17 protein-coding genes are annotated in these 18,796 nt (G+C 70.0%); 10 read left to right on the plus strand and 7 right to left on the minus strand.

The window, feature by feature from the left end; all coding sequences use genetic code 11:
* Positions 1–51: 51 nt before the first annotated feature.
* From ACQP0P_RS27910 to ACQP0P_RS27925, 4 genes are all read right to left on the minus strand, one after another.
* Positions 52–1,125, minus strand: coding sequence for an ABC transporter substrate-binding protein (locus ACQP0P_RS27910; RefSeq protein ID WP_433359625.1), 1,074 nt, complete (start codon positions 1,123–1,125; stop codon positions 52–54).
* A gap of 130 nt (positions 1,126–1,255) precedes the next feature.
* Positions 1,256–1,960: a response regulator transcription factor gene (locus ACQP0P_RS27915; protein ID WP_433359628.1), complete on the minus strand. Its 705-nt coding sequence runs from the start codon at positions 1,958–1,960 to the stop codon at positions 1,256–1,258.
* Positions 1,961–1,969: 9 nt separating this feature from the next.
* Positions 1,970–2,860 carry a sensor histidine kinase gene (locus tag ACQP0P_RS27920; RefSeq protein ID WP_433359631.1) on the minus strand — a complete coding sequence of 297 codons (891 nt, stop codon included), beginning with the start codon at positions 2,858–2,860 and terminating at the stop codon, positions 1,970–1,972.
* A gap of 93 nt (positions 2,861–2,953) precedes the next feature.
* On the minus strand, positions 2,954–3,184 hold the full coding sequence (locus ACQP0P_RS27925) for a hypothetical protein (RefSeq protein WP_433359634.1): 231 nt from the start codon (positions 3,182–3,184) through the stop codon (positions 2,954–2,956).
* 272 nt (positions 3,185–3,456) lie between these two features.
* On the opposite strand from ACQP0P_RS27925, the gene ACQP0P_RS27930 reads away from it, so the two are divergent.
* Together ACQP0P_RS27930 and ACQP0P_RS27935 are read left to right on the plus strand one after the other, a co-directional pair.
* Positions 3,457–4,992 carry a glycosyl hydrolase family 18 protein gene (locus ACQP0P_RS27930; protein WP_433359637.1) on the plus strand — a complete coding sequence of 512 codons (1,536 nt, stop codon included), beginning with the start codon at positions 3,457–3,459 and terminating at the stop codon, positions 4,990–4,992.
* A 465-nt stretch (positions 4,993–5,457) separates the two neighbouring features.
* A complete protein-coding gene (locus tag ACQP0P_RS27935; protein WP_433359640.1) occupies positions 5,458–6,336 on the plus strand; it encodes a cyclase family protein in 879 nt (292 codons plus the stop codon).
* A 15-nt stretch (positions 6,337–6,351) separates the two neighbouring features.
* Here ACQP0P_RS27935 and ACQP0P_RS27940 read toward each other — a convergent pair whose 3' ends face one another.
* Positions 6,352–7,116, minus strand: a complete 765-nt coding sequence (locus ACQP0P_RS27940) for an IclR family transcriptional regulator (protein ID WP_433359643.1) — start codon at positions 7,114–7,116, stop codon at positions 6,352–6,354.
* Between the two features lie 125 nt (positions 7,117–7,241).
* Between ACQP0P_RS27940 and ACQP0P_RS27945 the strand changes: the two genes are divergently transcribed.
* The 3 genes from ACQP0P_RS27945 to ACQP0P_RS27955 all read left to right on the plus strand — a co-directional run bounded on the left by ACQP0P_RS27945 (position 7,242) and on the right by ACQP0P_RS27955 (position 11,397).
* A complete protein-coding gene (locus ACQP0P_RS27945; RefSeq protein ID WP_433359646.1) occupies positions 7,242–8,438 on the plus strand; it encodes a CaiB/BaiF CoA transferase family protein in 1,197 nt (398 codons plus the stop codon).
* A gap of 71 nt (positions 8,439–8,509) precedes the next feature.
* Complete coding sequence (locus ACQP0P_RS27950; protein WP_433359649.1) at positions 8,510–9,913, plus strand: MmgE/PrpD family protein; 1,404 nt, start codon at positions 8,510–8,512, stop codon at positions 9,911–9,913.
* Between the two features lie 20 nt (positions 9,914–9,933).
* On the plus strand, positions 9,934–11,397 hold the full coding sequence (locus ACQP0P_RS27955) for a dihydroorotase (protein ID WP_433359652.1): 1,464 nt from the start codon (positions 9,934–9,936) through the stop codon (positions 11,395–11,397).
* A gap of 153 nt (positions 11,398–11,550) precedes the next feature.
* Here the strand turns inward: ACQP0P_RS27955 and ACQP0P_RS27960 are convergent, their stop codons facing one another.
* Positions 11,551–11,772, minus strand: a complete 222-nt coding sequence (locus ACQP0P_RS27960) for a hypothetical protein (protein WP_433359655.1) — start codon at positions 11,770–11,772, stop codon at positions 11,551–11,553.
* 10 nt (positions 11,773–11,782) lie between these two features.
* A complete protein-coding gene (locus tag ACQP0P_RS27965; protein ID WP_433359658.1) occupies positions 11,783–12,913 on the minus strand; it encodes a class I SAM-dependent methyltransferase in 1,131 nt (376 codons plus the stop codon).
* A 185-nt stretch (positions 12,914–13,098) separates the two neighbouring features.
* Between ACQP0P_RS27965 and ACQP0P_RS27970 the strand changes: the two genes are divergently transcribed.
* From ACQP0P_RS27970 to ACQP0P_RS27990, 5 genes are read left to right on the plus strand one after another with little or no spacing between them, the layout of a single operon-like run.
* Positions 13,099–13,893 (plus strand): maleate cis-trans isomerase family protein, encoded by a 795-nt coding sequence (locus ACQP0P_RS27970; protein ID WP_433359661.1) that lies wholly within the window; start codon positions 13,099–13,101, stop codon positions 13,891–13,893.
* Positions 13,890–15,113, plus strand: coding sequence for an FAD-dependent oxidoreductase (locus ACQP0P_RS27975; protein WP_433359664.1), 1,224 nt, complete (start codon positions 13,890–13,892; stop codon positions 15,111–15,113). Before ACQP0P_RS27970 ends, ACQP0P_RS27975 begins: the two co-directional genes overlap by 4 nt.
* Positions 15,110–16,513, plus strand: a complete 1,404-nt coding sequence (locus tag ACQP0P_RS27980) for an aldehyde dehydrogenase family protein (protein WP_433359667.1) — start codon at positions 15,110–15,112, stop codon at positions 16,511–16,513. Before ACQP0P_RS27975 ends, ACQP0P_RS27980 begins: the two co-directional genes overlap by 4 nt.
* Positions 16,510–17,961: an aldehyde dehydrogenase gene (locus ACQP0P_RS27985; protein ID WP_433359670.1), complete on the plus strand. Its 1,452-nt coding sequence runs from the start codon at positions 16,510–16,512 to the stop codon at positions 17,959–17,961. The genes ACQP0P_RS27980 and ACQP0P_RS27985 overlap by 4 nt, the downstream gene beginning before the upstream one ends.
* A complete protein-coding gene (locus ACQP0P_RS27990) occupies positions 17,958–18,779 on the plus strand; it encodes a VOC family protein (RefSeq protein WP_433359673.1) in 822 nt (273 codons plus the stop codon). Before ACQP0P_RS27985 ends, ACQP0P_RS27990 begins: the two co-directional genes overlap by 4 nt.
* Positions 18,780–18,796: the final 17 nt, after the last annotated feature.

An 18,796-nucleotide genomic window follows, 5' to 3' on the forward strand; every position in this document is an offset into this window, starting at 1 on the left:
GTGGTGAAACCGGCCGGAGGCAGGCCCCGTGCCGCCCCCGGCCGGGGCCGGTCATTCCTTGGGGGCTTGCGCCACTTCGGTATCGAACCGCCGGGTCAGGGCGGATTTGACGGTGCCCGCGGCGACGCTGTCGTACTCGACGAGCTTCACCTTCGTCAGGTCCACGGTCTTGTCCGACTTCTTCGCGTCGGGGTTCGTCGGCGCCTGGTAGGACTTGACGGTCGGCCCGATCTCCTGGGCCGCGGCGGTGAGCGCCCAGTCGATGTACTTCTTCGCGCTGACCGGGTTGTGCGCCCCCTTGACCAGTGCGACGCCGCCCACCTCGTAGCCGCTGCCCTCTGCCGGGAAGGTGACCGTCAGGTTGGGGAAGCCCTGCTCCCGGGTCGCGACGCAGTCGTGGGAGAAAACGATGCCGACCCCGATTTCGCCGCGCGCCACCTGCTGTGCGGGCGCGGCACCGGACTTGCTGTACTGCAGCACGTTGGGGTGCAACTTCTTCATGTACGCCAGTGCCCCGTCCTCGGCGCCGCCGTTGAGCAGAACCTGGGTCCACAGCGCCGTGTAGGCGGTGCCGGAGGTGGAGGGATGGGCTATGCCGACGTTCTTCTTGAGCGCCGGGTTCAGCAGACCCTGCCACGAGTCTGGCGCCGTCACCTGCTTCTCCCCCAGCACCTCGGTGTTGTTGCAGAAGCCGAGTACGCCCACGTAGACGCCGGTCCAGGAGCCCGCCTTGTCCTTGTACCGGTCGGGAATGGCGGTGGCGTTCGGCGACGTGTAGTTCTCCAGCAGGCCCTGGTCGGCCGCGGCGGCGTACCCGTCGGCCGGGCCGCCGTGCCACACGTCGAACTCCGCGTTGGCCCGGCCGGCCTGAATCCGGGTCAGCGCCTCGCCGCTGGACAAGCGGACGAACTCCGCCTCGACGCCCGTCGCGGAGGTGAAGCCCGCGGTCATCGCCGCACACCACTCCTCCGTGGCGCCGCAGGCCACCGTCACCTTGCCGGTGTCCGCGGCGGCCGTGTCGGCTGGGCCGGCCGAGGTACGGGCGCAGCCGGTGACGGCCAGCGCTATCACGCCGGCGAGCGCCGGCACCGACCGCAGGGCGCGGCCGTTGAATTGTGGAGTCATGGGTGCCTCCTGGGATGGACCGGCGCCGGGGCGGGCCGCTTGGTTGCTGTGTACCGACGGTAAACCGCCGCGCACGCACCTCCGTAACAGCGCCGTGAGCATTGGTAACAGCGCCGTCACCTGCGACAGGCTAAGGTCCGTCGGCGCCGGAGGGCCGGTACGGCATCATGTAGCCCACGCCGCGCACCGTATGGACGTACCGGGCGGCATCGTCGTCCAGGGTGGCCAGCCGCGACCGCAGCCGGTACACCGTGGTCTTCACCACGTCGCGGCCGCCCACCAGATCCGCGGTGCCCCACACCGCGCGCAGCAAGTCCTGCCACGACTGCGGGCTGCCGCGCCGCGCCGCGAGATGGGCGAGCAGCTTGAACTCGGTGTACGGCAGCTCCAGCCGCCGACCGGCCACCGTAACGGTGTGCAGCGCCGAGTCGACGACCAGTTCCCCGACCCGCAGCACCGCTCCCTCGCCGCCGCCGTGGCGGCGGCGCACCAACGCCTGCGCGCGCAGCGCGACCTCCCGCGGATGGAACGGCTTGGTCACGTAGTCGTCCGCGCCGCGTTCCAGCCCGGCGATGATGTCCTCATGTTGCGCCAGCGCGGTGAGCAGCATGATCGGCACGTCCGACCTGGCCCGGATCCGCTCGCAGAGCGCGAGCCCGTCGAGCGCCGGCATGAGCACGTCGAGCACCACCAGGTCCACGTCGTAGGTGCGCAGCAAGTGCATCGCGGTCGCACCGTCGTGTGCCGTGTGCACCGTGAAGCCCTGCGTCTGCAGCGCGAACTCGACGATCGCCGTCATCTGCGGTTCGTCGTCGACGACGAGAGCGGTGGCCATCGCATCCCCTCAACCGGGCAGGGTCAACAGAAAGGTGGTCCCGTGCATGGACGTGGTGTCCACCATGATGGACCCGCCATGCAACTCGATGATGGTCTTGGTAATGGCCAGGCCGAGCCCGGTGCCGTCGGCCAGCGGGCGCCCTGTGGCAAACCGGTGGAACAGCCGCCGGCGTTGCTCCCGCGTCATCCCGGCGCCGTCGTCGGTGACGTACACCGCGATCCCGATGTAGGTCTCGGTGTCGATGACCGCGACGCGCACGTCGATGCTGCCCCCGACGCTGGTGAACCGGCTCGCGTTGGACAGCAGGTTGGTCAGCGCCTGGGTGAGCAGCAGCGGGTCGGCGGCGATGTCCGGGGTGACCTGTGGGGTGTCCAGCGTGATCCGCTGCCGCCGCTCCGCGCACAGCGCGCGCATCGCGGTGACCACGTCGCGCGCGATCACGGACATATCAACCCGCTCCAGGCGTGGCGTGAACAGGCCGGCCTCGATCTTCGCCTGGATGAGCAGGCTCTCGCACAGCGCGATCACATGCGCGCACTGCCGGTCCACTACGGTGAGAAACCGTTCCTGCGCCGTGGTCAGCGGCCCCGGCGTCCGTTCTACCAGCAGATCCACGGCCCCCTTGATCATGCTGAGCGGGGTACGCAGCTCGTGGCTGAGCGACGTCACCTGCTCAGCTCGCCGGTCGACCAGTTCGCCCAGCCGGTCCAGCTCGGCCTGCTGCGCGGCCAGCATCCCGCGCACCCCCGCCACGGCCAGCCCGGTCCCGCCGACGAATCCGGCGATCCCCGCCGCCACCGGCCATGGCCCGGCCAGCACCGCGGCGGCGGCACCGGCCGTGCTGACGAGACCGGCCAGCAACGGCAGCCGCGGAAACCGGGACACGACTCGCCGCACGGCTCGGGACGACCTTCCGGGTAGGGGCGATGATGTGATCTTCATGTCGCCTCGCAGCGAACATATCAGCACACTTCGCCCAGGTATCCGTCCTCAGGCCCGGTAGTGGTCGGTCCAGCGACTCCCGTCGAAATGGCGCGTCTTGCGGCCGAACGTCCATGCACGACCGCCGGGCAGAGCCAGCACTTCCTGCTGGCTCCCAGGCGTATGGGACCATCGCCGCCCGTCGAAGTGGAGCAGCCCGTCCTCGCCGCCTTCGGGATCGTAGGCGATGACCCACACGTTGCCGGGGTCGGAGGCGTCCACCTTTGTACGGCCACGCACACAGCGACACGTTTCATCTCCAGGACCTTATGCGCCCCACTCACTGAAAAATTGTCCTTGGCCATAAAAAAGTCAACTCAGGCGCAAAGTGTGTGTGTATGCGTGTGACAACCTTGACCGCCGCCGAGGCGCCCGCACCTGGGCCACCGTAGACAATCGATAAGTTTCTTTACAATAATGGGAGACCGCGCACCCCCCATCATCGCGGCCTCCCAGTCCCTGCGCCGCGCCCGTCGAAGCCCGGTCTCCGGGCTGGAAGAAGGGTTGTCCACATGACGCGAATACCGCGCCCGCTCGTGCTAGTCGTCTCATTACTGCTCGCGGCCCTGGGTGTCCTGGTCACCCAGACCTCGGCCCGCGCGGCCAACCTGCTCGCGAACCCGGGCTTCGAAACCGGCGCTCTGTCACCCTGGTCCTGCACCGGCGGCCTGGGATCCGTGGTCGCCTCCCCCGTCCGCTCCGGCACGAAGGCGCTCGCCGGCGCCGCCGGCTCCTCCGATACCGCCCGGTGCAGTCAGTCCGTGTCCGTCCTGCCGAACACCGCCTACACGCTGACCGCCTGGGTTCGCGGTGGCTACGTGTACCTCGGCGTGAACGGCGGCGGCTCCACCTGGACCTCCTCGCCCTCGGCGTACAGTCAGCTCACGGTCCCCTTCACCACCGCGGCCAACCAGACCACCGCCGTGGTCTACCTGCACGGCTGGTACGGCCAGGGCACGTACTACGCCGACGATGTCAGCTTCGACGGCCCCGGAACCCCGCCCACTCCCACTCCCACGGCCTCGCCCACGGCCAGCCCCACGCCGACGGTCAGCCCCACGCCCACGGCCTCTCCCACACCGACGGGTGACACGACGTGCCCGGTGAAGTCGAAGCCCTCCGGGAAGGTCCTGCATGGTTACTGGGAGAACTGGGACGGCGCGGTCAACGGCGTGCACCCGCCCTTCGGCTGGACGCCGATCACCGACCCCCGCATTCGCCAGCACGGCTATAACGTGATCAACGCGGCGTTCCCCGTCATCCGTTCCGACGGCACCGTCCTGTGGGAAGACGGCATGGACTCCACCGTCAAGGTCGCCACCCCGGCCGAGATGTGCCAGGCCAAGGCCGCCGGCCTGACGATCCTGATGTCCATCGGCGGGGCGACCGCAGGCATCGACCTCAGTTCCAGCGCCGTCGCCGACCGCTTCGTCGCGACCGTCGTGCCCATCCTCAAGCAGTACAACTTCGACGGCATCGACATCGACATCGAGACCGGCCTCACCGGCAGCGGCAACATCAACCAGCTGTCCACGTCCCAGGCCAACCTCATCCGCATCATCGACGGCGTGCTCGCCCAGATGCCCGCCAACTTCGGCCTGACCATGGCCCCCGAGACGGCGTACGTCACCGGTGGCAGCGTCGTCTACGGCTCGATCTGGGGCTCGTACCTGCCGATCATCAAGAAGTACGCCGACAACGGCCGCCTCTGGTGGCTGAACATGCAGTACTACAACGGAAGCATGTACGGTTGCTCCGGTGACTCGTACTCCGCGGGCACGGTTCAGGGATTCACCGCCCAGACCACCTGCCTGAACAACGGCCTGGTCATCCAGGGCACCACGATCAAGGTTCCCTATGACAAGCAGGTTCCCGGTCTGCCCGCCCAGCCCGGAGCCGGAGGCGGCCACATGACGCCCTCCCTGGTGAGCCAGAGCTGGAACAGCTTCGGCGGCAGCCTCAAGGGGCTGATGACCTGGTCCATCAACTGGGATGGATCAAAGGGCTGGACCTTCGGCGACAACGTCAAGGCACTTCAGGGACGCTAGTTCTTCGACCGCCCAGCCGGTCCGCAGAGCATGGGCCCGGCTGGGCGGTCGGGGCCGGCGCGTCCACGGGGGTGTGCAGGCTCCCCCAACTCTCGACGCCGCCGGAGAGCGGCTTGCCGGAAGAGGACGAGCCCGGATCTCGAATTCGAGATCCGGGCTCGTCCTTTTGAGCCGCGCCTGGGCCGCCACCGGATCGTTGCCACGGTGCGGCCGGATACGACCAGGGGTGGGCGGCGGTTGCTCAGGGGGGCCGGAGTCGGACTGGGGGCACGGTGTCGGTCGCCGTGGAAGTCGGCTCAGGGGTGGGTGCGGCCGGGCTTCTCCGGAGCGTCCGGGCAAGCCCTCGTCCGTGTTTCCTCTTCCATAACCAACCCAATCGTTCCTATGACAGGAACACTGTTTCATATTTGAGCCCATCCGTGCCAGACTGCAAGGGCGGACCCCCCAAATAAGGAGAAACCGGTCATGGCCGAGCTGAGTCTTGAACACGAGGGACTGATGGCGCACGAAGGATCGACAATGCCCGGCGGGCTGCTGGACATCATGCGGCGAGGAGTGCGGATCTTCGATCTGTCCCAGCCGCTGGAGCCTGGCATGCCCACCTCGCCGAACCATCCCGGGTTCAAGATGGCGCTAATGCGGCGGCACGGGGACATGGTCCGCCCGGACGGCGGCTCGGCGTCCAACGAGATGTTCATGATGGGCGGCCATGTGGGCACCCATGTCGACGCCCTGTCGCATGTGTCGCACAACGGCCTGCTCCACGGCGGCGTCGAGGCGGAGAGTGCCCAGCGCGGCGGGCGGTTCACCGTGCACGGCGCCGAGACGATCCCGGCCATGTTCTGCCGGGGCCTACTGCTCGACGTGGCGGGCGCGCACGGTTTGGACATGCTTCCCGGCGGGCATCCGATCGGCCCCGAGGACCTTGCCGCAGCCGCCGCGTGGGCCGGTGTGACACCGGAGCGCGGAGACGTGGTGCTGGTGCGCACGGGCTGGGCGCGTAACTGGCACGACGCCGAAGCGTATATCGGTCACAACAGCGGCGTGCCCGGTGTCACCGAGGAGGGGGCGACATGGCTGGCCGAGCGCGGCGTGGTGGCCACCGGCGCGGACACCACCGCCTATGAGCACATTCCGCCCGGCCAGGGCCACCGGCTGCTGCCCGCTCACCGCGTTCTGCTGGTGGAGCACGGCATCCACATCATCGAGCACCTGCGCCTGGAGGATCCCGCCGCCGCCGGAGTGGCGGAATTCCTCTTCGTGCTCGCGCCACTGAAGATCGTCGGCGGCACCGGTGCGCCCGTACGCCCGCTGGCCGTCGTCGAGACATCCGCCTTGGCCTAGACCGTGAGCCGCGGATCAGGACAGGTACCCCAGCCGGCCGGAGACCCGAGCGGTGGCCTTGACCAGCGCGGCGGCACAGCCGTCGGCCTCGTTCCTGAACCGCTCAAGAGGTCCGCAGACGCTGATGACGGCGAGCGGGCGCCCCGCATGGTCGAAGACCGGGGCCGCCACCGAGCCCGCGCCGGGCTGACGCTCACCGTAGGAGACCGCGTAACCCACCTGGCGGATGTGCTCCAGCTGCTCCCGCAACGTGGCCCGCTCGCCGGAAGCGTGACGCGAGAGATAGCCGTCGCGCTCGGTGTCCGGCAGGAAGGCGAGGAACACCTTGGAGGAGGCCCCGATGTGCAGGGGATACGGCACACCGAGCGTCACCGACATGCGGACCTCGCGCGCGGGGGTGACCTGCTCCACGTAGATCCGGCCCTTGCCGCTGCGCACCGAGAGTGTCGCGGTCTCCCCGGTCTCAGCCGACAGCGCCGCGAGCTCCGGAGCGGCGACGCCCCGGATGTCGATACGGTCGAGGTAGGCGAGGCCAAGTCGCATCGACATCACGCCGAGCGAATATCTGCGCGTCTCCTCGTCCAGCTCGATCAGCTGACGGCTGCGCAGCGAGGCGAGGATCCGGTGCACGGCGGCCTTGGAGAGGGACAGCCGGTCGGCGATCTCGGTGACGCCCAGGGTAGGCGTGGCCGACTCGGCGAACAGCACGAGCACGTCGGCCGCCCGCTCGACCGTCGATGCCGTCTGGCTCGTGGGCTGAGCCGGGTCGTCTTCGGACATGGGCTGACTCCGTTTCCACAGGGGCTCAACAGATCTTCGCATCGGGCCGCGCGTCGCGCACGCCGTCAGCATCTCAGTATATTTCGGAACAATATTCCAAAAAAAGGAACATTAGGAGGCCCCTCATGGCCACTGGCCCTTTGGACGGCGTCGTCGTCCTTGACATCGCCACCCTTTTCGCCGGACCACTCGCCGCCACGATCCTCGGCGACTACGGTGCGGACGTCATCAAGGTCGAGCACCCGGCCAAGGGCGACCCCTCACGATCGCACGGCCCGGCCAAGGATGGCGTGGGGCTCTGGTGGAAGATGCTCTCCCGCAACAAGCGGGCGGTGACCTGCGACTTCGGCCGGCCCGAGGGGGCCGCGCTGCTGCGCCGGCTGGTGGAGCGGGCCGATGTGCTGATCGAGAACTTCCGGCCCGGCACGCTGGAGCGCTGGGGCCTGTCCCCCGCCGAGCTGCACGCGATCAACCCCGGCCTGGTCATCGCCCGGGTCACCGGGTTCGGACAGGAAGGGCCCTACTCCCGGCGGCCCGGCTTCGGCACGCTGGCCGAGTCGATGAGCGGCTTCGCGGCGATCACCGGCGAGCCCGGCGGCCCGCCGACCCTGCCGCCCTTCGGCCTGGCGGACGGTATATCGGCCCTGGTCTGCGCCAACGCCATCACCATGGCGCTCTACCACCGCGACCACGGCTCCGGCCAGGGCCAGGTGGTGGACCTCGCGATCATCGAGCCGCTGCTGACCATCCTCGGCCCGCAGCCCCTCGCGTTCGACCAGCTCGGCGAGGTGCCGTCGCGCACCGGCAACCGCTCGATCAACAACGCCCCGCGCAACACCTACAAGACCCGCGACGGCAAATGGGTGGCGGTCTCGACCTCCTCCCAGAACATCGCCGAGCGGGTGATGCGCCTCGTCGGCCATCCCGAGGTCATCGACGAGCCGTGGTTCAAGGGTGGCAAGAGCCGCGCCGAGCACGGCGACGAACTGGACGCCCACGTGGGCGGCTGGATCGCCGCCCGGGATGTCGCCGAGGTGGTCTCGGCCTTCGAGAAGGCCGAGGCGGCGGTCGCCCCGATCTATGACATCCGCGACGTCTTCGCCGACCCGCAGTACCAGGCGCTGGACTCGATCACCACGGTCGAGGACCCCGACTTCGGGCCGATCAGGATGCAGAACGTCCTGTTCCGCCTGTCACAGACGCCAGGCTCGATCCGGTGGACCGGGCCGGCGCTCGGCACGCACAACGACGAGGTGTACGGCGAACGCCTCGGCATGTCGGCCGGGGAACTGAGCGAGCTCCGCGACCAGGGTGTGATCTAGTGACCACCTTGCCCCCTGGTCCGCATAGTGGTACAAGGTTACAAATATCGGAACAATCTCTGGAGAAACCGGTGAGTGAGAAGACCCTCGCGGAGCGGATCGCCGCTTTCGCGGCGGCCTGCCGCTACGACGAACTGCCCCCCGATGTGACCGACAGCGTCCGCAGCCGGGTCCTCGACATCCTCGGCCTGTGCCTGGCGGCCAGGAGCCTGCCCTCCAGCCAGGCGGTGCTCGGATATGTCACCGACCAGGGCGGGCGGGGCGACAGCCACGTGATCGGTGAGCCCGAGCCCGTGCCCGCCGCGCTCGCGGCGCTGGCCAACGGGGTGCTCGCCCACTCGCTCGACTACGACGACACCCATCTGCCGTCGGTCCTGCACCCCAGCGCCTCGGTGGTACCCGCCGCGCTGGCCGTGGGCCAGCTCGCCGGCGCCTCGGGCCGGGAGACGATCGCGGCGATCGCGGTCGGCCTGGAGGTGTGCGTGCGGCTCGGCATGGCCGGCTACGACAGGAAGACCGGAAACTCCACCTTCTTCGAGTACGGCCAGCACGCCACATCGATCTGCGGCACGATCGGCTCGGCCGTGTCGGCGGCCATGCTCCTCGGCCTGGGCGAGGAGGGCATCCGAAACGCGATCGGCGTGGCGGCCTCCATGTCCTCGGGGATCATCGAGGCCAACCGCACCGGCGGCACGGTCAAGCGCACGCACTGCGGCTGGGCCGCGCACTCCGGGGTGACGGCGGCCCAGCTCGTCCAGCGGGGCATCACCGGGCCGCCGACCGTCCTCGAAGGCAGGTTCGGCTTCTTCACCGCCTTCCTGCGCGGCGAGTTCGACGCCGAGGAGATCACCCGCGGCCTGGGCACCGTATGGGCCGTACCCGGCATCTTCTTCAAGCCGTACCCGGCCAACCACTTCACCCACACCGCCATCGACGCGGCCCTGGCACTGCGGGCGCGGGGGCTCGACCCCGGTGAGATCGAGTCGATCACTCTCGGTGTCCCCTCTCCGGTCATCCGCACCATCGGCCAGCCGATCGAGCACAAACGACTGCCGGAGACCGGCTACCAGGCCCAGTTCAGCGGGCCGTACGCCGTGACGGCGGGACTGCTCGGCGGCGGCGGGTTGGGCGTGGGCCTCGACGACTTCACAGACGAGCTGGCCCGCGACCCGCGGCGGCGGGCCCTCATGGCCAAGGTCGAGGTGGTCGCCGACGAGCGCTGCGACCAGATCTTCCCCGAGCAGTTCCCCGCGGTTCTGTGCGTGCGCACGGTCGACGGCCAGAAGTGGACCGAGGAGGTGCTCGCCAACCGGGGCGGCCCGCAGCGCCCGCTGTCGGAGGAGGAGCTCGGGCTGAAGTTCCGCGACAACGCGGGCCGGGCCCTGTCCTCCGAGGCGATGGACCGCATCGAGAGCGGGATACGCCGTATGGCGGAAATGAGCAACCTGAACGACCTGCTGCGACAGGTCTCCTGATGGATCGCGTGGAGGCGACGATGGAATCCCTGGACCTCGTGGTGAAGAACGTCCGGGTCGTACGGCACGACCGGCCCGAGCTGGAGACCCTCGACATCGGGGTGTCGGACGGGCGGATCGTACGGCTCGCGCCCGGCATCCCCGTGACCGAGGCGACCACCGTGGTGGACGGCGGCGGCAAGCTGGCCTTCCCCGGTGTCGTGGACGCCCACCAGCACTGGGGCATCTACAACCCGCTGGCCGAGGACACCCGCAGCGAGAGCCGCGCCTGCGCCCAAGGCGGGGTGACCACTGCACTGTCCTACATGCGTACCGGCCAGTACTACCTCAACAAGGGCGGCGACTACGCGGACTTCTTCCCCGAGGTCCTGTCGATCTCCGAGGGCAACGCCCACGTCGACTACGCCTACCACCTGGCCCCGATGTCGCGCCGCCACATCGAGGAGATCCCCGACCTGGTCGAGAGATTCGGCGTCACCTCTTTCAAGATCTTCATGTTCTACGGTGGCCACGGCCTGCACGGCCGCTCCGCCGACCAGCGTTCCTTCCTGATGACGCCCGAGGACGAGCGCTACGACTACGCCCACTTCGAGTTCGTCATGCGCGGCGTGCAGGCCGCGCGTGAGCGCTTCCCCGACATCGCCGACCAGATCTCGCTGTCGCTGCACTGCGAGACCGCCGAGATCATGACGGCCTACACCAAGATGGTCGAGGAGCGCGGAGGGGTACGCGACCTGCGCGCCTATCACGAGTCCAGGCCCCCGCACTCCGAGGGGCTGGCCGTCTCGATCGCCTCCTACCTGGCCCACGAGACCGGTCTGCCCACCGTCAACCTGCTGCACCTGACCTCGCGCAAGGCGTTGGATGCGGCGCTGCGGATGAGCGTGGCCTTCCCCCACATCGACTTCCGCAGGGAGGTCACCATCGGCCACCTGCTCGCCGACGTGGACACCGCCTCAGGGCTCGGCGGCAAGGTCAACCCACCCCTCCGGCCCCGTGAGGACGTCGAGGCGCTGTGGGAGTACGTCCTGGACGGGAAGGTCGACTGGGTGGTCAGCGACCACGCGTGCTGCCGGGAGGAGGCCAAGTTCGGCGAACCTCGCGACGATGTGTTCGTGGCCAAGTCCGGCTTCGGCGGCGCGGAATACCTGCTGCCCGGCCTGATCACCGAGGGCCGCCGGCGCGGCCTGCCCTATTCCGAGATGGCACGGCTGCTGTCGTGGAACCCCGCCAGGAGATACGGCCTGACCGGCAAGGGTGCGCTCGCCGAGGGCTACGACGCGGACCTCTGCCTGGTGGATCCGGACGTGAACTGGACGGTGCGGGCGGCCGAGTCGGAGTCCACGCAGGAATACACCCCCTTCGAGGGCTTCGAGCTCGGCGCGCGGGTCACCGACACGTTCGTCCGGGGCCACCACGTGCTGCGCGGCGGCAAGGTCGAGGGCGATCCGCAGGGCCGCTACATCTCCCGCACCGGCGCCTGACCCGCTGGAACTCGTGCTCCCGCCCGCCGTGACCAGGCGGGAGCACGGCCGCCGCGTCTCTCGTGCCCCGGCACCTGACCACCGGGGTGCCCGCATCCCGATGCCGCCCGCCGGTGAATCCGGCGGGCGGCATCGGGACGGGGCCTACCGGACTCAGTCCAGCAGGGGGCCCAGAACACGGGCGACGGTGGCCTCGGCTTCGGCCCACACGCTTTCATCGGTTCCCTCGGTGAGCACGGCCAGCCGGGACCGCACCTGCACCAGCTCGAAAATGAGATTGCAGTTGATTTCCAGTGACGCTTCCATGTCCGGGGTCAGAAATCCGTCGGTCGGCAAATTCACCGCTGCGCCTTTCTCGTCGTCTCGTTCGTTCATTGGTTCGCGCCTACTTACGGGCGGTTAGCAGCGCCCACGGAGTGGACCAAATGTGCCGGTCCACCTTTTCCGGCGCGCCGGGCGGGGCGAAACCACGCACGGTCACGTCGTCGAAGCCCGCCGCGCGGGCGAAGGAACCGAACTCACGCGCCCGGAAGGCATTGATGTACGGCTCGCCGGTGATCTCGCTGTGGTAGGCGCCGAGCACGTCGCGGAACGGATCGCCGATCAACCTGGTCTCCAGGGCGACGAACACCCCGCCTGGCCGCAGCACCCGCCTGGCCTCACGCATGGCCCCTTCGATGGACGAGAGCGGCATCTCGTGCAGCACCATCGAGACCACCACGAGGTCCGCGCTTCCCTCGGGTCCGGGCAGCGCCTCGGCGTCCGCCTGAACCCAGTCGACGGCCAGTCCCTCCTCGGTCGCCATCTTGCGGCCGAGCCGCAGCACGGGCAGCGACAGGTCCACGCCGGAGACCTGGGCGTCGGGATAGCGGCGGGCCAGGGAGAAGGTGGTCTTGCCGAACCCGCAGCCCACATCGATCACCCGGCGCGGCGCGAGATCCTCGGGGATCGCGGCGGTCAGCGCGTCGTGCAGGGCCGAGGGCGCACGCCGGCCCGCGTGCACGAGACGGGCGCCGAGGGCGTAGACGAGCGCGCCCCGGTCGTCGCGCCAGATGCCGCCGTCCTGGCGGTGGAAGTCGTATCCCGTGTAATACGCGGGCGCCTGGAAGCCCTCCGGCACGGTCAGCGAGCCGAGGTCGTCTTCGCGCTCGTCGAGGAGGTCCGGCCGCTCGGCGAGCCGCTCGTCGGCCATCCGCCCGACCTCCTCCCAGATGCGCAGGTGGATGTAACGGTCCATCCAGAGGAAGCGATCGCGGCCCGGCAGCGTGTCGATGACCTCTCGGGCGGCCTCGAGGGACCGCGGCTCGGGGTCGCCGGCGGCCTCGGCGTAACGCTCCGCCAGCCGGGGATAGAGCGTGCTCATCCAATAGCGGCGCAGCCCCAGCAGCGTCGCTGCCCGGGGCACCTCGTGCTCACGCCAATCGAGGAAGTCACTCACCTTAGCCTGCGGCACAGGCACGGGCGGGATCTCGGTCTCGCTGGGCAGCGCCATCTGTCCTCCGATTATCTGCTTCATCACTGTTCCTCTCAGAGGAACAATCTGCTATCCACTCTGCTGGAAACTAACACCGCTTACAGACAGTCCACAACCGACCCTCGATGGCGCAGCCGCGAATAAGGTGGCCTAATGTCTGGTTATCCCCTACCCAACGCTCGCTACAGCTGGCAGTATCCATTCCGACCCCGAAAGGAATCGTTCGAGTGAGTGGAACAGCTGACAGACTCGCGGAGGCACCTGCACGAGTCGGCGTCGTGGTCCCTCCCGGCAACCCCTCGGCCGAACCCGAGATCACCGGACTGCTCCCCCGATCGCTCATCACCCACACGGCCAGGTTGCCGGTGCACGACGGGGTGGACCTGCGGACGCGCCTGTCGCGCTACAACGACGACCACACCGGGACGCTGGCCTCCTTCGGCGGCCTGCCGCTGCGCGCGGCGCTGCTGGCCTGCACCGGGTCCTCCTATCCGCTGGGACCGGACGGTGACGCCCGGCTCTGCTCCGACCTGTCCGCACGCCACGGCTTTCCGGTGTTCACCGCCGCGTCCTGTGTGCTGGCCGCCCTGACCGCGCTCGGCGCGCGGTCGCTCGTCCTGGTCTCGCCGTATCCCGCCTGGCTCACCGAGCAGTGCGCCGGATTCCTGCGGGAGGCCGGCCACCAGGTGAACGACGTCCTGCCCATTCCGGGCAGTGGTGCGATCTACGACCTGACCGGCGAGGACGTCCGCCGCGTCATCGACGCCGTACGGCCGGGCCAGGCCGACGCGGTCCTCGTCGCCGGAACGGGTGCGCCGAGCCTCGCGGCGATGGACGCGGCGGCCGGGAAGCTGAGCGTTCCGGTCCTGTCGTCCAATCTCTGCGGTGCGTGGCGGCTCGCGTCCTCCGCCGGCGCGAGCGGGGAACTGCGCGAGTCGCCGAGCCCGGCGATGCGCAGGCTCACCGCCGACGCCGTCCTCCCCCAGCTTGCCGGAACCTCCAGGAGAGGCCCCTCAGCATGATCAGTCAAGATGCTCCGGTGATCGTCGTCGGCGGTGGTCCCGTCGGGCTGACCACCGCCGTGGCGCTGGCCACGCATGACGTGCCCGTCGTGCTCCTGGAGTCGGGCGACGGGTCGGTGCGCGCGGAATGGCGCGGCTCCACCCTGCATCCGCCGACGCTCGAACTGCTCGACGAGATCGGCCTCACGCCGGAGATCCTGTCCGGCTCGACGCGGGTCGACCGGGTGCAGCATCGCGACCTGGAGTTCGACGAGGTCGTCGAGTTCGACTTCGGCCTGCTCGAAGGACACACGCCCTACCCCTTCCGCACGCAGTTCGAGCAGTACAAGATGCTGCGCCTGCTCGGCGACCGGGCGGCGCGGGCCGGCGAGGTGGACCTCAGGTTCCGCCACACGGTGCGCGAGATGCGGCAGGACGACGACGGCGTGACAGTGACGGCCGACACCCCGGATGGGCGGGTCGAACTGCGCGCGGCCTTTCTGATCGCGGCCGACGGCAGCCACAGCGCCCTGCGCAAGCACGCCGGCATCGGTTTCCCCGGCGTCACGCTCGACACGCGGAGCATCGTGGCGGCCAGCCCGTTCCCGTTCGAGCGGGTGGTCGGAGACCTGGCTCCGGTGAGCTACTGGAGCGGCCCGTCGGGACGGCTCTCACTGATCAGGACCCCCGACGTCTGGCGGCTGGCGGTCTCCGCGCCCGGAGAGCAGGGCGGCAGCACCGCCGACCCGCATCCGGCGGTCCGCACCGGCCTCGACCTGCTGACCGGCGCGGCCGGGGACGTCGAGCTGATCCAGCACCAGACCTACCGCAGTCACCAGCGGGTCGCCGAGACCTTCCACCTCGGGCGGCTGCTGCTGGTCGGCGACGCCGCGCACCTCAACAGCACCACGGGCGGCATGGGCCTGAACTCCGGCGTGCACGACGCGTTCGAGGCGGCCGACCGGCTGGTCCCGGTGATCCGCTCGGGAGCGGACGCGGATGAGGCCGCCGCCACGTACGGCGCGGCACGGCGGGCCGCCGCGATGGAATTCGTGCAGCCCCTCACCCATGAGGGCGCGATCAGGCTCGCCCAGCGCGACCCCGCCGAGCGCCGGCAAAGGCTGGCCGAACTGGCCGGGATCGCCGCCGACGAGGACCGCTCCCGCGCCCACGTGATGGCCGCGAGCATGCTCACCGCTCCGCTGCCGGAGCGCGTACGGAAGGGATTGACCGCTCGATGAGCAAGATCTACAGCCCGATCGACGGACAGGTCATCGGTGACGTCGCACCCGGCGACGCCGAGGTCGCGCTGAGCGCGGCGGCCCGGGCGCTGCCCGGCTGGCGCGGCATGCCGGCGAGTGAGCGGGGACGGCTGCTGGTCGAGGTCGGCCGCCGGATGCGCGCGCGGATCGAGGAGGTCGCCCAGTTGGAGACCCGCAACACCGGCAAGCTCCTGAGCGACACGCGACGCGAGGCAGAGCGGGCCGCGGCCTGCTTCGAGTATTACGGCGGCTATGCCGACAAGGTGACCGGCACGGTCATCCCGGTGCCCGGCCCGTTCCACACCTATACCGTGCGGGAACCGTACGGCATCGCGGTGGGGATCATTCCCTGGAACGTTCCCTATTTCTTCGCGGCCAAGAAGCTGGCCCCGGCGCTGGCGTTCGGCAACGTCAGCATCGTCAAGCCGGCGGAGGAGACGCCGCTGACCGCGCTGGTGCTGGCCGGCATCCTGGCCGAGGTGCTGCCCGAGGGCGTCGGGCAGATCCTGCCTGGCGGGGCCGACGTCGGGCGGGCCCTGGTGGGCGACGAGCGGACCGACCTGGTGGTGTTCACCGGATCCCATCCGGCGGGCCGCGCGGTGGCACAGGCCGCCGCTGGGCATTTCGCGCCCTCGGCGCTGGAGCTCGGCGGCAAGTCGCCCCAGCTCGTGTTCGCCGACGCCGACCTGGACGCGGCTCTCGAAGGGGTACTCGGCGGGATCTTCGGAGCGTGCGGCCAGATGTGCGTGGCGGGGTCAAGGGTCTACGTCGAGGAACCGGCATATGCTGATTTCGTCGACCGACTGGCGGCGCGGACGGGCGTCCTGCGGGTAGGCGACCCGCGTGAGCCCGGCACCCAGGTGGGGCCGCAGGTGACTCTGCCGCAGGCGGAGAAGACGCTGGGCTACATCGATGAGGGCCGTGCGGGCGGGGCGCGCCTGGTCGCGCAGGCGGCGACGCCGGACGACCCCCGGCTCAAGAACGGCTTCTACGTCCCGCCGACCGTGTTCGCCGACGTCGCACCGGACGCACCGCTGCTGACCGATGAGATCTTCGGGCCCGTGGTGTCGGTGGCGCCCTTCCACGGCGAACGCCAGGCGGTCGAACTGGCCCACCGCACGCAGTTCGGGCTGGCCGCCGGGGTGTGGACGCGCGACATCGGCCGTGCCCACCGGATGGCGGCCGAACTGCGCGTCGGCACGGTCTGGATCAACACCTACCGGATCCTGTCCGACCTGGTGCCGTTCGGCGGCGTCGGCCGGTCGGGGTTCGGCCACGAGAACGGAACGGAGGCGGTCAACCTGTACACCAGACCCAAGAGCGTGTGGACGTCGATGGAGCCGGGCATGCCCGCCGCCTACCTCACGGAGGCACGATGAGCACCCTCTACCGGCACGACCACCTGTTCATCGGCGGCAGGCAGGTCGCGCCGACCTCGGATGAAACGGTCGAGGTGATCTCTCCCTCCACCGAGGAACCGGTGGGCCGCGTCCCGTGCGCCGGGCGCGAGGACGTGGACGCGGCGGTGGCCGCGGCCCGCGCCGCCTTCCGGGACCCGGACGGGTGGCGCACCTGGCCCGCCGGGGAACGGGCGGCGGCCCTTGACCGGCTGGCGGGGCTGCTCGACGAGCGGATCGACGAGCTGACCACACTGCTCGCCTGGGAGACCGGACGGCCCGTGGGCGGGAGACGGGCTTCCACGCTGCGGGGCAGCGAGCTGCTGCGCTACTACGCCGAGGTGATCCGCACCCTGGTGACCGAGGAGCGGCGGGCCGCTCCCGAGGCCACCTCACCGATCCGGCACTCCATCGTGCGCCGCGAGCCGATCGGGGTGACCGCCGCGATCACCCCCTACAACGGATCGCTGACCCTGCCGATGTACAAACTCGCCCCGGCCCTCGCCGCGGGTGGAACGGCGGTGTTCAAGCCGCCGCCGCAGGCACCGCTGGAGTCCTACCTCCTGGCCGAGGCGGTCGCTGCCTCGGGGATTCCGGACGGCGTGCTCAACATCGTGCCCGGCGACGCCAGGACCGGTGAGTGGCTGGTCACCCACCCGGGAATCGACAAGATCGGCTTCACCGGGTCGACGGCGGCCGGGCGGCGCATCGCCGAACTGGCGGGACGCGCCCTCAAACCGGTGACGCTGGAGCTGGGCGGCAAATCGGCGGCCATCCTGCTGGAGGACGCCGACCTGTCGGCCTTCGTCGGCTCGCTCGGCGTGCTCGGCTTCCTGTTCAGCGGCCAGAACTGCTTCATCCACAGCCGGATCCTGGCCCCTCGGCGGAGATATACCGAGGTGGTGGAGGCCGTCACGGCGTTCGCGGCCGGGCTGGCGGTCGGCGACCCGTTCGACCCGGCGACCCGGATCGGCCCGTTGATCACCGCCGAACATCGAGACCGGGTCGCCTCCTATGTGCGCTCGGGACTCGACGAGGGCGCCAGGCTGACCACGGGAGGCGGCGCGCCGGACCGGCCGGGCTGGTATTTCGAGCCCACGGTGTTCGCCGACGCGACCAACGACATGCGGATATGCCAGGAGGAGATCTTCGGCCCGGTGCTGGCGGTCATCCCCTACGACACCGAGGAGGAGGCTCTCACGCTCGCGGGCGACTCCGACTTCGGCCTGGCCGGATCGGTCTGGACCGCGGACGAGGAACGCGGCGTGGCCCTGGCCTCCCGGGTGGACAGCGGGTCGGTGGGCGTCAACGGCTTCGGCTTCAACACCGCGGCCCCGTTCGCCGGGCGGCGCGGCAGCGGGCTCGGCGTGGAGCTCGGCGTGGAGGCCCTGGCCTCCTACCTGCGGTTCCAGGCGGTGCATCTCCTGTGAGCGCGGGCCCGATCGTCCGGGTGACCGTCGGGGTGCCCGATCCCCCGTCGGCGGCCAGACGTTACCTCGCCGCGTTCGGCTGGACCGTGCGGCCGGATGGAGAACGAGACAGGATCACCGTGGGCCCACCCGGCGGCCAGGGCGGCGACGTGCGGCTCGTCCGGACTGAGGGCAGCCCGCCGGCACCGTTCACGACGTACGGCTGGGCCGCGCTCGAACTGGCCGTGCGCGACGTGGACCAGGCGGTGCTCGACGCCGAACGCGCGGGCTTCACGGTGCTCGTCCCGCCGCTGCGGCTGGGCACGCTGCCGTTGCGCGCGGCCCAGCTCGCCGGTATCGGCGGGGAGGGGGTGTACCTCACCCAGATCCTCGGCGAGGTACCCGGGTTCGCGCTGCCCCGGCAACGGGATCCGGTGGACGGGGTGTTCATCGCGGTACTGGCGACCCCGGACCTCGAAGAGAGCCGGCGGGTGGTGGAGTCGCGGCTCGGCGCGGTCCGGGCCAGCGACCGGCGGGCCCGCATCCAGGTGCTCAACCATGCCTTCGGCCTGCCCGACACCGCCGAGCACCGGCTGAGTTCGGTACGGCTGGCCGAGCGGACCGCCATCGAGATAGACGAGTACCCCGGGGCCGCGCGGCCCCGGGCCGCACCCCGGTCGGGGCCGGTCCCCGGGATGGGCGTGGTGACGGTGCGCGGCATCGAGCCCACCGCCTTCGCCCTGCCGTACGGCGGGCTGGTGGAGGTGGAGCCGGCGACGCACATTTATCGGACCCCTGTCTCATATAAGGAAACGATCCGGCCTCATCCCTTGACCTGACGGGGAGAACTCGGCAA

The organism is Streptosporangium sp. CA-115845, assembly GCF_050943795.1.
Lineage (GTDB): Bacteria > Actinomycetota > Actinomycetes > Streptosporangiales > Streptosporangiaceae > Streptosporangium.

What these genes read in the sequence shown, in the direction of transcription:
- ACQP0P_RS27910 (WP_433359625.1), bottom strand. Translation starts at nt 1,125, where the DNA reads ATGACTCCACAATTCAACGGCCGCGCCCTGCGGTCGGTGCCGGCGCTC.
- ACQP0P_RS27915 (WP_433359628.1), bottom strand. Translation starts at nt 1,960, where the DNA reads ATGGCCACCGCTCTCGTCGTCGACGACGAACCGCAGATGACGGCGATC.
- ACQP0P_RS27930 (WP_433359637.1), top strand. Translation starts at nt 3,457, where the DNA reads ATGACGCGAATACCGCGCCCGCTCGTGCTAGTCGTCTCATTACTGCTC.
- ACQP0P_RS27935 (WP_433359640.1), top strand. Translation starts at nt 5,458, where the DNA reads ATGGCCGAGCTGAGTCTTGAACACGAGGGACTGATGGCGCACGAAGGA.
- ACQP0P_RS27940 (WP_433359643.1), bottom strand. Translation starts at nt 7,116, where the DNA reads ATGTCCGAAGACGACCCGGCTCAGCCCACGAGCCAGACGGCATCGACG.
- ACQP0P_RS27945 (WP_433359646.1), top strand. Translation starts at nt 7,242, where the DNA reads ATGGCCACTGGCCCTTTGGACGGCGTCGTCGTCCTTGACATCGCCACC.
- ACQP0P_RS27955 (WP_433359652.1), top strand. Translation starts at nt 9,934, where the DNA reads ATGGAATCCCTGGACCTCGTGGTGAAGAACGTCCGGGTCGTACGGCAC.
- ACQP0P_RS27960 (WP_433359655.1), bottom strand. Translation starts at nt 11,772, where the DNA reads ATGAACGAACGAGACGACGAGAAAGGCGCAGCGGTGAATTTGCCGACC.
- ACQP0P_RS27965 (WP_433359658.1), bottom strand. Translation starts at nt 12,913, where the DNA reads ATGAAGCAGATAATCGGAGGACAGATGGCGCTGCCCAGCGAGACCGAG.
- ACQP0P_RS27975 (WP_433359664.1), top strand. Translation starts at nt 13,890, where the DNA reads ATGATCAGTCAAGATGCTCCGGTGATCGTCGTCGGCGGTGGTCCCGTC.
- ACQP0P_RS27980 (WP_433359667.1), top strand. Translation starts at nt 15,110, where the DNA reads ATGAGCAAGATCTACAGCCCGATCGACGGACAGGTCATCGGTGACGTC.
- ACQP0P_RS27985 (WP_433359670.1), top strand. Translation starts at nt 16,510, where the DNA reads ATGAGCACCCTCTACCGGCACGACCACCTGTTCATCGGCGGCAGGCAG.